Origin of the sequence: Variovorax sp. 3319 (assembly GCF_031456585.1) — a bacterium.
GTDB lineage: Bacteria > Pseudomonadota > Gammaproteobacteria > Burkholderiales > Burkholderiaceae_C > Variovorax > Variovorax paradoxus_P.
Genome location: NZ_JAVDUZ010000001.1, coordinates 190971 through 203014 on the forward strand (window position 1 = coordinate 190971; position 12044 = coordinate 203014).

Genomic DNA, 12044 nt, shown 5'->3' on the forward strand with positions numbered 1-12044 from the left:
TGCTCCATGAACAAGCTGCTCATGCATCCGGCGGCCAAGCCGGTGGTCTTTCTGCTGTGCCTGCTGCCGTTCGCGTGGCTGACCTACGGCGCATTCACCGACGGACTTGGCGCCAACCCGGCCGAGTTCTTGATTCGCGCGACCGGCGACTGGACTCTGCGCTTCATATGCATCGTTCTGGCCGTGACGCCGCTGCGCGTGATCACCAAAACGAATGCGCTTGCACGTTTTCGCCGCATGCTGGGGCTCTTCGCGTACTTCTACGTGGTGGTGCACCTGCTGTGCTACAGCTGGTTCGACATGGGCTTCGAGTGGGCCGACATTGCCAAGGACATCGCCAAGCGGCCGTTCATCCTGGTGGGTTTTTCGGCCTTTGTGCTGCTGACGCCGCTGGCCGCTACCTCGTTCAACCGGGCCATCAAGGCGCTGGGCGCCAAGCGTTGGCAAATGCTGCACAAGCTGGTGTACCTGATCGCCGGCCTCGGCCTGCTGCACTTCTTCTGGATGCGCGCGGGCAAGAACAATTTTGCCGAAGTGTTCGTCTACGCGGCAATTGTTGCGGTGCTGCTTGGTTGGCGTGTGTGGAACTACGCGAGCAAGCGCAAGCCAAAGCCCTCGGCAGGCGCTCGCGCGAGTAACGGCGAGAAGTCGCTGCGCAGCAGCAGCGCCGGCTGAGGCCTGCGCTCCCTGCCGACGCGGATCAGCCCTCGATCCGCTCGCTGCGCAGCTGGTCTTCCATCGTCTCGCGACGACGGATCAGCGTGGCGCTTTGGCCGCTGACCAGCACTTCGGCGGCGCGGCCGCGCGTGTTGTAGTTGCTTGCCATGCTCATGCAATAAGCGCCGGCCGACAGCACGGCCAGCAGATCGCCGGCCACTACGTTCAGTGCACGATCGCGGCCGATCCAGTCGCCGCTTTCGCAGACGGGGCCAACCACGTCGTAGGTCGGCGCGCTTCCGGCACGGATACGCAGCGGCACGATCTTCTGGAACGCCTGGTACATCGCTGGCCGCGGAAGGTCGTTCATTGCCGCATCGACGATGCAGAAGTTCTTGTCTTCTCCGGGCTTGGTGTAGAGCACCTCGGTCACGCAGACGCCCGCATTGCCGACCAGCGAACGGCCGGGCTCGATGACCAGCTTGCGCCGCCCGAAGCCGCGAGCGTCGAGCCGGGCGAGCAGCTGCTGCCAGAGCGCATCTGCCTTGGGCGGTACCTCGCCGTTGTAGTCGATGCCTAGCCCGCCGCCAAAGTCCAGGTGATGGATCGGAACCCCGGCCGCTTCGATGGCCTCGACCAGGTCGAGCACGCGGTCGCAGGCGTCCAGGTACGGTGAAGCCTCGGTGATTTGCGAGCCGATGTGGCAGTCGATGCCCACCACCTCGAGCCCCGGCAACCGTGCTGCGTGGCGATAGGCCTCGACCGCGCGGTCGTGGGCAATACCGAACTTGTTGCCCTTCAGCCCGGTGGAAATATAGGGATGCGTCTTCGGATCGACGTTCGGATTGATGCGAATGCTGATGGGTGCCCGGCGGCCTTCCGCCACCGCCACTTCGTTGAGCACGTCGAGCTCGGCTTCGCTTTCGACATTGAAGCAGGCAATGCCCGCTGCGAGCGCTTGCCGCATCTCGGCGCGGGTCTTTCCAACGCCCGAGAAGATGATTTTTGCCGGGTCGGCGCCAACGGCCAGCACGCGCGCCAGTTCGCCGCCCGAGACAATGTCGAAGCCGCAGCCTGCCTCGGCGAACACACGCAGCACGCCGAGCGACGAATTCGCCTTCATCGCATAGCAGATCAGGGCTTCGCGGCCCTCGAAACCGCGCTGGTACGCCGCCAGTGCGTCCAGCATCCATTGCTTCGAATAGACGAAGAGGGGGGTGCCGTGTTCGCGGGCGAGCGCATCCAGGCTCAGGCCCTCGACGTGGAGCGCATCGTCGCGATGCCCAATGTGCGGGTGGCCGGGAAGGAGGGGGGCGTTCGTCACTTCGGCACTCCGGGGCTGGTGGCGTTGCCGGTTGCTGCGGCTGGCGCACTGGCAGCTGCAGCCGGCGCGGGGGCTGCTTCAGCATTGGAAGCGCGCGAGCCGCCGGGCGTGAGCAACTGCGGCAAGGTCGCGCGCTGGGCTGCCGCCGGGTCGGTTGGAAGATAGAGCGGCCCACGCTGACCGCAAGCTACCAAACCGCTCGCCGTTGCGGCAAGGCAGACCATGAGCGCAGCGCGGCTGGAGGCGCTCACTAGAATTTGACGAACATTCAACATAACGAAATTGTAATGACCGACTCCGAATACATGGACCGAGCCGAAGCTGCGCTCGCCGCTATCGAGCAAGGCTGCGACCGCATCAACGATGCAACAGATGCCGACATCGACAACCAGCGCGTGGGCGGGATGATCACGATTTCTTTCAGGAATGGCAGCCAGCTGATCGTGAATCTGCAAAAGCCGCTGCAGGAAATCTGGCTCGCTGCACGCTCGGGCGGCTATCACTACCGCTTCGACGGCAAGGCCTGGGTCGACACCAAGACAGGTGAGGAATTCTTCGGCAACCTGTCGCGCGAAGCGAGCCTGCAAGCCGGGCAGCCGCTGGAGTTTGCGGCCGCCTGACGTTCACTGCGGTCAGTTCCTGAAGAGGTCGAGAATGCGATTGCGCTCTTCAGGCGGCGGAGGCGGGCTCACCGGCACGCCGCTCAATGACTCCGCGGGCGGTGTGGCGGGCGTATCCACGCCGAGGCTCGACACACCGCGGCCCGGCGCGTAGTCGTCGTAGTACCACTCGCCGCCAACACTCACGACACCCGCCGGAGGCGTGGTCGAAAGATCGGTCACGGGCACGCCCTTGATGGCGGTTTCCATGTAGTTGATCCAGATCGGCAGGCTCAGGCCGCCGCCGGTTTCCCGGTCGCCCAGGTTGCGGGGCGTGTCGTAGCCAATCCAGGAAATGGCAGTCATCGTGGGCTGGAAGCCGGCAAACCAGGCGTCGAGAGAGTCGTTGGTGGTGCCGGTCTTTCCGTAGAGGTCGGGCCGCTTCAGCGTGGCCTGCGCCTTGGCCGCGGTGCCAGCGCGCGTAATGGATTGCAGCAGCGAATCCATGATGAAGGCATTGCGCTGCGGAATGGCGCGGATCGTCTCGTTGAGCAGCGGCGGCTGCTTGTCGACCAGCACCTTGTCCTTGTGGTCGGTGATGCGGGTCACGAGATACGGATTGACTCGGTAGCCGCCGTTGGCAAACACCGAATAGCCCACGGCCATCTGCATTGGCGTGACCGCACCTGCTCCCAGCGCCATTGGCAGGTAGGCGGGGTGCTTGTCCTTGTCGAAGCCGAAATTGGTGATCCATTCCTGGGCATAGCGGGTGCCGATGGATTGCAGGATGCGAATCGACACCAGGTTCTTCGACTTCATCAGCGCAGTGCGCATCGACATCGGGCCGTCGTAGCCGCCGCCGTAGTTCTTGGGCTCCCAGGGCTGGCCGCCCGTGGTGCCGGCATCGAAGAAGAGCGGGCCGTCGTTGATCACGGTGGAAGGCGTGAAGCCCTTCTCGAGCGCCGCAGAGTAGATGAACGGCTTGAAGCTCGACCCCGGCTGGCGCCAGGCCTGGGTGACGTGGTTGAACTTGTTCTTGCCAAAGTCGAAGCCGCCCACCAGCGCCTTGATGGCGCCGTCGCGAGGGTCCATGGCTACAAAGGCGCCTTCCACCTCGGGTAGCTGCGTGATTTCCCAGGTGTTCTTCGGCGTCTTCACCACGCGAATCACTGCGCCGCGGCGAATCTTGATGTTGGGCGGCGCCTTGTCGGAAAGGCCGGATTGCGCTGGCTTGAGGCCTTCCCCGGTAATCTGCACCGGGTCGCCGTTGCCGCGAACGGCCGAGATTTCCTTGGCGCTGGCCTTGAGCACGACGGCAGACATCACATCGCCGTTGTCGGGATGGTCGGTCAGGGCGTCGTCCACTGCTTCGTCGAGCTCCTTGGGGTCATTTGGCAGGTCGACGAACTTCTCGGGCCCGCGATAGATCTGGCGCCGCTCGTAGTCCATGATGCCCTTGCGCAGGGCCCTGTAGGCTGCGGCCTGGTCGGCGGCCACGAGCGACGTGTACACCTTGAGCCCGCGCGTGTAGGTGCTGTCGCCATATTGGGCATACATCAGCTGGCGAACGGTTTCGGCCACGTACTCGGCGTGCAGGCGGTTCGGGTCCGCCGCGTCGCGCAGGTGCAGCTCTTCTTTCTTGGCTTGGGAGGCCTGCTCGGCGGTGATGAAGCCTGCGTCCTGCATGCGGTCGATCACATAGAACTGGCGCCCGCGTGCCCGCTGCGGGTTGTTGACCGGATTGTTGGCGCCGGGTGCCTTCGGCAGGCCCGCCAGCATGGCCGCCTCGGCAATGGTGAGGTCTTGCAGCGGTTTACCGAAATAGGCTTCCGAAGCGGCGGCAAAGCCGTACGCCCGGTTGCCCAGGTAGATCTGGTTCAGGTAGATCTCGAAGATCTGGTCCTTGGTAAGCAGGTGCTCCAGCTTGAAGGTAAGCAGCACCTCGTAGATCTTGCGGGTGAGTGTTTTTTCGGAGCTCAGGTAGACGTTGCGCGCCACCTGCATCGTGATGGTCGAGGCACCCTGGCTCTTCACGCGGTTCATGTTGGCCAGGCCCGCGCGCACCATGCCCTTGTAGTCGACGCCGCCATGGTCGTAGAAGCGAGTGTCTTCGGCGGCCAGCACAGCGTCTTTCACCAGCTTGGGAATGGCGGCAATCGGCGTGAGATTGCGGCGCTCTTCGCCGAACTCGCCAATCTGGATGCCTTCTGCAGAGAAGACCCGCAGCGGCAGCTTCGGCCGGTAGTCCGACAGCTCGGAGATGTCAGGCAGGTTGGGGTAGGCGACGGCGAGCGCAACCGCGACAACGCACAGAACCGCGAGCACGCAGGCCGCGGCAATGCCGAATCCCCAGGCCATGAAGCGCAGCAGCCATTTCAGCCAGGCTGGTCGTGTAGAAGAGGGAGTCTTGGCTGGCCCTTTGGGGCGTGAGGTTTCTTGCATGTGGGCCCGGAGAATCACCCGACATTATAAAAAGCCGCCCTCTTGCCGAGGGCCGAACTTTCGCGCATCGTTGCCGGCTAAACCAAAAGTTACTGAATGTGGCGCTAACGTCAGCTTTTGACAACGGTCGCGAGCTTTGAAGCCTGCCGTCGCTTGGTTGCAAGTACGCCTCCTGCTAGCATGCAACCGAACGCAATTTTTTCCATTGGTTACAAATGCAGGGGTAAAGGGACCTAACTTGGCTGCTTTCGGATCATTGTTTCGTCGTCAGAACGCCCCCATGCTCGGCTTGGACGTCAGTTCGTCCAGCGTCAAGCTGGTCGAGCTCGGCCGAGAGGCCAGCGGCAAGCTGGTTCTGGAGCGGTGCGCGATCGAACCCCTCGAGCGGGGCTGGATCACTGACGGCAACGTCGAAAAGTTCGATGAAGTGGCCGAAGCCGTCCGCCGCGTCGTGCGCAAAAGCGGCACCCGCACGCGCAACGTGGCGCTGGCGCTGCCTCCGTCCGCGGTCATCACCAAGAAGATCATTCTTCCGGGTGGCATGAGCGAGCAGGAACTCGAACTCCAGGTCGAGTCCGAGGCCAACCAGTACATTCCTTTCTCGCTGGACGAAGTCAGCCTCGACTTCTGCGTCACCGGGCAGAGCGCAGCCTCTGCGGGCGATGTCGAAGTGCTCATTGCGGCGTCCCGCAAGGAGAAGGTCCAGGACCGCGAAGGGTTGGCCGAGGCTGCCGGCCTGAAGGCGATGATCCTGGACGTCGAGTCTTATGCATCGCGTCTTGCAACCGCCCGCCTGATCGAGCAACTGCCAGGCAAGGGCCTCGATGCGGTCGTGGCGCTTTTCGAAGTGGGTGCTTTCACCACCAGCATGCAAGTACTGCGCAACCAGGAAGTCCTGTACGACCGCGACCAGGCTTTCGGCGGCGCCCAACTCACCCAACTGATCGTTCGCCAGTACGGTTTTTCGGCCGAAGAGGCCGAAGCCAAGAAACGCAGCGGAGATTTGCCCGACGACTACGGCTCCAGCGTGCTGAAGCCGTTCGTGGAAAGCATTGCGCAGGAAATTGCCCGTGCATTGCAGTTCTTCTTTACCAGCACGCCGCACAACCGCGTCGACTATGTGCTGCTCGCCGGTGGTTCGGCTTCGCTGCCGAGCCTGACCAGCGCCGTCACGCGCCAGACCTCGTTTGCCTGTTCGCTCGTGAATCCGTTCGACGGCATGGAGATGGGTCCCAACATCCGTGAGAAGAAGGTCCGGCGCGAGGCGCCCTCCTATCTGACCTCCTGCGGTCTTGCCATGCGGAGGTTCGTGCAGTGATCCTCATCAATTTGCTTCCGCACCGCGAAGCTGCGCGCAAGCGCCGGCGCGAAGCGTTCTATGGCACCCTGGGTGCCGCGGCAATCCTCGGCGGCGTGATCGCGGGCCTCGGCTTCCTCTGGTTCGAGGCCCAAATCTCGGCCCAGCAGGCCAAGAATAATTTCTTGAAGACAGAAATCACCAAGCTCGACGCCGAGATCAAGGAAATCTCGACCCTGCAGGATGAAATTGCAGCCCTGCGTGCGCGCCAGCAGGCGGTTGAAGACCTTCAGGGTGATCGCAACCTGCCGGTGCACCTGCTCAATGAACTGGTTCGCCAGCTCCCTGACGGTGTCTATATCACCAGCATGAAGCAGGACAACCAGACTGTCACGCTGCAAGGCATGGCGCAGTCGAACGAGCGCGTTTCCGAGCTGCTGCGCAACCTGGGCAACAACAGCCCGTGGCTGGTCAAGCCCGAGCTGGTCGAAATTACTTCTGCAATGGTGAGCCTCAGCCAGCGCGACCAGCGCCGCGTGGCGAACTTCACGATGCGCATCGGCCTCAAGCGGCCGACCGACGCGCAGAAGGCCGCGGCCGAGAAGGCCTTGGCCACAGCGGCGCAAGTCAAGGGGTAGACGGATCATGGCAAGCAATCGCCCCTCTCAAAAGATAGACGTTGCCGCCGCACTTCGCGGTTTCGGTGACCAGTTCCGCAACCTGAATCCGAATGATCCGGCCAGCTGGCCGCCGGTGCCGCGCTATGCGCTGTGCCTGGCAGTGACGGCACTGGTGCTGGTCGGCCTGTGGTTCGTGTGGCTCACCAATTCGAATGACGAGCTCGAAAGCGAGCGCGCCAAGGAAGTGACGCTGCGCGCCGACTATCAGAAAAAGGTCGCTCTGGCCGCCAACCTCGACCTGCTGAAGAAGCAGCGCGAACAGGTGCAGCAATATGTGACGCTGCTCGAGAAGCAACTCCCGAGCAAGGCGGAAATGGACGCACTGTTGTCCGACATCAACCAGGCCGGCCTCGGCCGCAGCCTGCAGTTCGAACTGTTCCGCCCGGGGCAGGTTTCGGTCAAGGACTACTACGCAGAGCTGCCGATCGCGGTGCGCGTGACCGGCCGCTATCACGACATTGGCTCGTTTGCCGCCGATGTCGCGGGGCTCTCGCGTATCGTGACGTTGAACAACCTGACGATCACTCCGCAAAAAGACAAGGATGGCACCCTCACGATGGATGCCACGGCCCGCACCTACCGTTATCTCGATGACGAAGAGCGCGCGGCCCAGAAACGCGCTGCGGCGCCAAAGGCGAAGAAATGAGGACGATCGCCAAACTCCTGTGGCTGGTAGCGGCCGCATCGGGCTTGAGCGCCTGCGCCGATTCGGAGCAGCAGGACCTGCGCCAATGGATGGTCGAGCAGCGCGCCCAGGTGAAGCCCAATGTGCCGCCGATCACCGAGCCCAAGAAATTCACGCCCCAGGCCTACACCGAGGGATCGGCGTTCGAGCCGTTCAACTTGCTGAAGCTCACGCAGGCACTGCGCCGCGAATCGAACCAGCCGAGCACGTCAGAGCTGATTGCGCCTGAACTGGCGCGACGCAAGGAGGCGCTCGAAGCCTTCCCGCTCGACTCGATGGCCATGGTCGGCAGCATGAATCGCAACGGCCAGCCAGTGGCGCTGGTCCGTGTGGACAAGCTCCTCTACAAGGTGCGCGTCGGCGAGTACCTGGGGCTCAACTACGGGCGCATTACCCGTATCAACGAAACCGAAGTCGCCTTGCGTGAAATCGTGCAAGACGCCGCCGGTGAATGGATCGAACGCGTGGCGACATTGCAGCTGCAAGAGAGTGCGAAATGAATCAGAAAAAATCAACAATGGCACAGCGGCTGCGAGCTGCCGGGCTGGGTCTGCTGGCATTCGGTGCATTTGCCATGGCGCATGCGCAAAACGCCATCGAAGCGGTGACCAGTTCGACGCAATCCGGCGCCGAAGTGATCCGCATCGACCTGGCCCAACCGCTCACGGCGGTGCCGACCGGCTTTGCCGTTCAGACGCCGGCGCGCATTGCGCTTGATTTCCCGGGCGTTACCAATGCCATCGGGCGTTCCGCCATCGAGGTGAACCAGGGCAACCTGCGTTCCGTCAATGTGGTCCAGGCCGGCGAGCGCAGCCGCGTGGTGCTGAACCTCAAGCAAGCGACCGCCTACAAGGCCGAGATCCAGGGCAAGTCGCTGCTGGTGATTCTGGAGCCGGTGGCCGGTACGGCGCTGGCTTCGTCCACGCCCACCGTGTTTGCCGAGAACCGCAACCGCGACACGCTGCCGCTGCGCGATGTCGACTTCCGCCTCGGTTCGGACAACACGGGCCGTGTGATCGTCGACCTGCCGAACAACCAGGTCGGCGTCGATGTGCGCCAACAGGGCAAGAACCTCGTCGTCGAGTTCACCAAATCGACACTGCCCGAGGGCCTGCGCCGCCGCCTGGACGTGGCCGACTTCAACACGCCGGTCCAGCTGATTACTTCGCAGCAGTCGGGCGACCGCGTTCGCATGACGATCGAGGCCAAGGGCGACTGGGAGCACAGCGCCTACCAGAGCGAGAACCAGTTCGTCGTCGAAGTGCGTGCCCGCAAGGTCGACCCGACCAAGCTGACGCAAGGCGTGGGCTACAACGGCGAGAAGCTCTCGCTGAACTTCCAGAACATCGAGATCCGCTCGCTGCTGCAGGTGATCGCCGACTTCACGAACTTCAACATCGTGACTTCCGATTCGGTCACCGGCGCACTGACGCTGCGGCTGAAGGATGTGCCATGGGATCAGGCCCTGGACATCATCATGCAGGCGAAGAACCTGGGCATGCGCAAGAACGGCAGCGTGCTGTGGATTGCGCCCAAGGACGAAATCAACGCCAAGGAAAAGCTCGAGTTCGAAGCCAAGGCCGCAATCGAGAACCTCGAGCCGCTGCGCACCCAGTCGTTCCAGCTCAACTACACCAAGGCAATTGCGATTGCCCAGGGCCTGACCGGCACGGGCGCCTCGTCCGGCGGCGGTGGCGGCTCCGGCACCACCACCCGCATCCTGAGCCCGCGCGGCAGCGTGATCGCGGAGTCGCGCACCAACCAGCTGTTTGTTTCGGACGTTCCCTCGCGCCTTGCACAGGTGAGCGAACTCATCCAGAAGCTCGACATTCCGGTTCGCCAGGTGCTGATCGAAGCGCGTATCGTGGAAGCGTCGGACACCTTCGGCAAGTCGCTCGGCGTGCGGCTGGGCGGTGGTATCTCCCGCGAACGCGTCGCGTCGGCCAATGGCAGTCCGGCATACGGCACCTTCGGCGTCATGCCCACCAACACCGCTGGCGGCGTCGGTGCCGCAGCAGCCACCTGGACCAACTCCAACTTCATCAACCTGCCCGCAGGCGATGCCGGCGGCACCGGCAACTCGCCGGGTACCTTCGCGATCTCGCTGTTCAACTCGAGCTTGTCGCGCATGTTGAACCTCGAAATCTCGGCGCTTGAAGCCGACGGCAAGGGCAAGCTGGTGTCCAGCCCTCGCGTCATCACCGCCGACCAGACGAAGGCGCTGATCGAGCAGGGCGAAGAAATTCCCTACCAGCAGGCCACGTCCAGCGGCGCAACTTCGATTTCGTTCCGCAAGGCGGTGCTCAAGCTCGAAGTCACGCCCCAGATCACGCCTGAAGGCAACATCATCCTGACCCTGGACGTAAGCAAGGATGCCCGCGGCGTCAACACCTCGGCGGGTCCGGCCATCAACACCAAGCACGTGCAGACCGAAGTGCTGGTCGAGAACGGCGGTACGGTCGTCATCGGTGGTATCTTCGAACTCACCGAAACCAATGACGAATCGCGCGTGCCGGTGCTGGGTGAAGTGCCCTACCTGGGGGCACTGTTCCGCAAGCGCGAACGCGTTGCCAACAAGACCGAAATGCTCGTCTTTATCACTCCGAAGATGATTACCGACCGCAACGCCGCGCGCTGACGCGCGGGCGTAGCAGCCACCGCGTGGCGGTCGCACTCGTCGGTTTGCCCGGCGCCGGTAAATCCGCAGTGGGGCGGCGCCTGGGCGCTCGCCTCGGTCTTTCGTTCGTCGATACCGACCACGTGATCGAGCACCGCATCGGCTGCTCGATCCGCGACTACTTCGAGCGGGAAGGCGAAATCGCTTTCAGGGATCTCGAGCAGACCGTCATTGCCGACCTCTGCGCAGAGCCCCACGGCGTGCTTGCCACGGGAGGTGGAGCGGTTTTGCGCGAGGTCAATCGCAAGCAGCTGCGGGATCACTTCCATGTGATCTACCTGCGCTCCTCCCCAGAAGACCTGTTTCGCCGTTTGCGGCACGATGTCAAGCGGCCTCTCTTGCAGGTGGCCGATCCGCTCGGGCGGCTGCGCGAACTGCACGATGCGCGCGACCCGTTCTACAGGGAAACTGCCCACGACGTGGTCGACACGGGCCGCCCGTCGATCGCCATGCTGGTGAACATCATCGTCATGCAGTTGGAACTCGCGGGCATCGTCGAGCCGGGAGCGCATCCGGAAGAACCCACTGGCTGAGCCGCCCGGCCCACAGCGCCTAAACTCGCTGCCATGCCATTGCCCGCACCTTCCGCATCGCCAGAACGCGTCGATATCCACCTCGGCGACCGCAGCTACCCCATTCTGATAGGCGCCGGCCTGCTCGGCGACTCGTCGAGCTTTGCCGCAGTGCCGGACGCTGCGAGCGCGCTGATCGTCAGCAACACCACGGTAGCGCCGCTCTATGCCGAGACCTTGCGTGCCGCGCTGGCCAGCCGCTTTCGCACAGTGCACCTGCTCGAGTTGCCCGACGGCGAGGCGCACAAGAACCTGCAGACGCTGAATCTGATCTTCAATGAGCTGCTGGGCCATGGCAGCGACCGGAAAACGGTGCTTTTCGCATTGGGCGGTGGTGTGGTGGGCGACATGACCGGGTTTGCCGCCGCGAGCTACATGCGCGGGGTGCCTTTTGTGCAGGTTCCGACCACGCTGCTGGCGCAGGTCGACTCGTCGGTGGGGGGCAAGACCGCCATCAACCACCCGCTCGGCAAGAACATGATCGGCGCGTTCTATCAACCGCAACTTGTGGTGTGCGACCTGGGCACGCTGCAGACGCTGCCGCCTCGGGAATTGAGCGCAGGGCTGGCCGAAGTCATCAAATACGGCCCCATCCACGACATGGCGTTCTTCGACTGGATCGAGGCGAATGTCGATGTGCTGGTGGCGCGCGAACCGGCCGCGCTGGCCTATGCCGTCAAGCGCAGCTGCGAGATCAAGGCACTGGTCGTCGGTCAGGACGAACGAGAGACCGGGCTGCGCGCCATCCTGAATTTCGGACATACCTTCGGCCACGCGATCGAGTCGGGACTGGGCTACGGCGAATGGCTGCACGGCGAAGCGGTCGGCTGCGGCATGGTCATGGCGGCGCACCTGTCGCAACGCCTCGGCGGTGTCGATGCGGCGTTTGTCGAGCGGCTCACCCGGCTGATCGAGCGTGCCGGCCTGCCAACTGTCGGTCCGGCCTTGGGGGCCGACAGGTACCTCGAACTGATGCGGGTCGACAAGAAATCCGAAGCCGGCGAAATCCGCTTCGTGGTAATCGACAAGCCGGGTTCCGCCGTGGTCAGCAGCGCACCCGATGCGCTCGTGCGCGAAGTGCTTGCGCAGTGCTGCAGCGCGGGATGAGCGA

The 12044-nt window shown here is 63.5% G+C and carries 12 protein-coding genes; 9 read left to right on the forward strand and 3 right to left on the reverse strand.

The window, feature by feature from the left end; all coding sequences use genetic code 11:
- The first annotated feature begins 6 nt into the window (after window positions 1–6).
- Window positions 7–675 (forward strand): protein-methionine-sulfoxide reductase heme-binding subunit MsrQ, encoded by a 669-nt coding sequence (locus J2X67_RS00890; RefSeq protein WP_309949664.1) that lies wholly within the window; start codon window positions 7–9, stop codon window positions 673–675.
- A 25-nt stretch (window positions 676–700) separates the two neighbouring features.
- Here J2X67_RS00890 and lysA read toward each other — a convergent pair whose 3' ends face one another.
- Both lysA and lptM read right to left on the reverse strand, forming a co-directional pair.
- Window positions 701–1981 carry a diaminopimelate decarboxylase gene (gene lysA, locus J2X67_RS00895; RefSeq protein WP_309949665.1) on the reverse strand — a complete coding sequence of 427 codons (1281 nt, stop codon included), beginning with the start codon at window positions 1979–1981 and terminating at the stop codon, window positions 701–703.
- Window positions 1978–2256 carry an LPS translocon maturation chaperone LptM gene (lptM, locus tag J2X67_RS00900; protein WP_309949667.1) on the reverse strand — a complete coding sequence of 93 codons (279 nt, stop codon included), beginning with the start codon at window positions 2254–2256 and terminating at the stop codon, window positions 1978–1980. The genes lysA and lptM overlap by 4 nt, the downstream gene beginning before the upstream one ends.
- A gap of 12 nt (window positions 2257–2268) precedes the next feature.
- On the opposite strand from lptM, the gene cyaY reads away from it, so the two are divergent.
- On the forward strand, window positions 2269–2601 hold the full coding sequence (gene cyaY / locus J2X67_RS00905; protein ID WP_307702537.1) for an iron donor protein CyaY: 333 nt from the start codon (window positions 2269–2271) through the stop codon (window positions 2599–2601).
- Between the two features lie 12 nt (window positions 2602–2613).
- On the opposite strand, the gene J2X67_RS00910 is transcribed toward cyaY, so the two are convergent.
- Complete coding sequence (locus J2X67_RS00910) at window positions 2614–5022, reverse strand: penicillin-binding protein 1A (RefSeq protein ID WP_309949669.1); 2409 nt, start codon at window positions 5020–5022, stop codon at window positions 2614–2616.
- A gap of 238 nt (window positions 5023–5260) precedes the next feature.
- Between J2X67_RS00910 and J2X67_RS00915 the strand changes: the two genes are divergently transcribed.
- From J2X67_RS00915 to aroB, 7 genes are read left to right on the forward strand one after another with little or no spacing between them, the layout of a single operon-like run.
- Window positions 5261–6340, forward strand: a complete 1080-nt coding sequence (locus J2X67_RS00915) for a pilus assembly protein PilM (RefSeq protein WP_126745805.1) — start codon at window positions 5261–5263, stop codon at window positions 6338–6340.
- The gene (locus J2X67_RS00920) at window positions 6337–6957 is read left to right on the forward strand and encodes a PilN domain-containing protein (protein WP_309949671.1); all 621 of its coding nucleotides are present in this window, start codon (window positions 6337–6339) and stop codon (window positions 6955–6957) included. Before J2X67_RS00915 ends, J2X67_RS00920 begins: the two co-directional genes overlap by 4 nt.
- A 7-nt stretch (window positions 6958–6964) precedes the next feature.
- Window positions 6965–7645 carry a type 4a pilus biogenesis protein PilO gene (locus J2X67_RS00925; protein ID WP_309949672.1) on the forward strand — a complete coding sequence of 227 codons (681 nt, stop codon included), beginning with the start codon at window positions 6965–6967 and terminating at the stop codon, window positions 7643–7645.
- Window positions 7642–8184, forward strand: coding sequence for a pilus assembly protein PilP (locus tag J2X67_RS00930; protein WP_281149313.1), 543 nt, complete (start codon window positions 7642–7644; stop codon window positions 8182–8184). Before J2X67_RS00925 ends, J2X67_RS00930 begins: the two co-directional genes overlap by 4 nt.
- On the forward strand, window positions 8181–10322 hold the full coding sequence (gene pilQ / locus J2X67_RS00935) for a type IV pilus secretin PilQ (protein WP_309949674.1): 2142 nt from the start codon (window positions 8181–8183) through the stop codon (window positions 10320–10322). Before J2X67_RS00930 ends, pilQ begins: the two co-directional genes overlap by 4 nt.
- Before the next feature lie 23 nt (window positions 10323–10345).
- Entirely contained in the window at window positions 10346–10894 is a 549-nt protein-coding gene (locus J2X67_RS00940) for a shikimate kinase (RefSeq protein WP_309949676.1), read from the forward strand.
- A gap of 33 nt (window positions 10895–10927) precedes the next feature.
- Entirely contained in the window at window positions 10928–12040 is a 1113-nt protein-coding gene (gene aroB, locus J2X67_RS00945; protein WP_309949678.1) for a 3-dehydroquinate synthase, read from the forward strand.
- The last annotated feature ends 4 nt before the right edge of the window (window positions 12041–12044 follow it).

Bases quoted from the DNA above. Each gene is read 5' to 3' on its own strand.
- J2X67_RS00890 (WP_309949664.1), top strand. From the start codon at position 7: ATGAACAAGCTGCTCATGCATCCGGCGGCCAAGCCGGTGGTCTTTCTG.
- lptM (WP_309949667.1), bottom strand. From the start codon at position 2,256: ATGTTGAATGTTCGTCAAATTCTAGTGAGCGCCTCCAGCCGCGCTGCG.
- cyaY (WP_307702537.1), top strand. From the start codon at position 2,269: ATGACCGACTCCGAATACATGGACCGAGCCGAAGCTGCGCTCGCCGCT.
- J2X67_RS00910 (WP_309949669.1), bottom strand. From the start codon at position 5,022: ATGCAAGAAACCTCACGCCCCAAAGGGCCAGCCAAGACTCCCTCTTCT.
- J2X67_RS00925 (WP_309949672.1), top strand. From the start codon at position 6,965: ATGGCAAGCAATCGCCCCTCTCAAAAGATAGACGTTGCCGCCGCACTT.
- J2X67_RS00930 (WP_281149313.1), top strand. From the start codon at position 7,642: ATGAGGACGATCGCCAAACTCCTGTGGCTGGTAGCGGCCGCATCGGGC.
- pilQ (WP_309949674.1), top strand. From the start codon at position 8,181: ATGAATCAGAAAAAATCAACAATGGCACAGCGGCTGCGAGCTGCCGGG.
- aroB (WP_309949678.1), top strand. From the start codon at position 10,928: ATGCCATTGCCCGCACCTTCCGCATCGCCAGAACGCGTCGATATCCAC.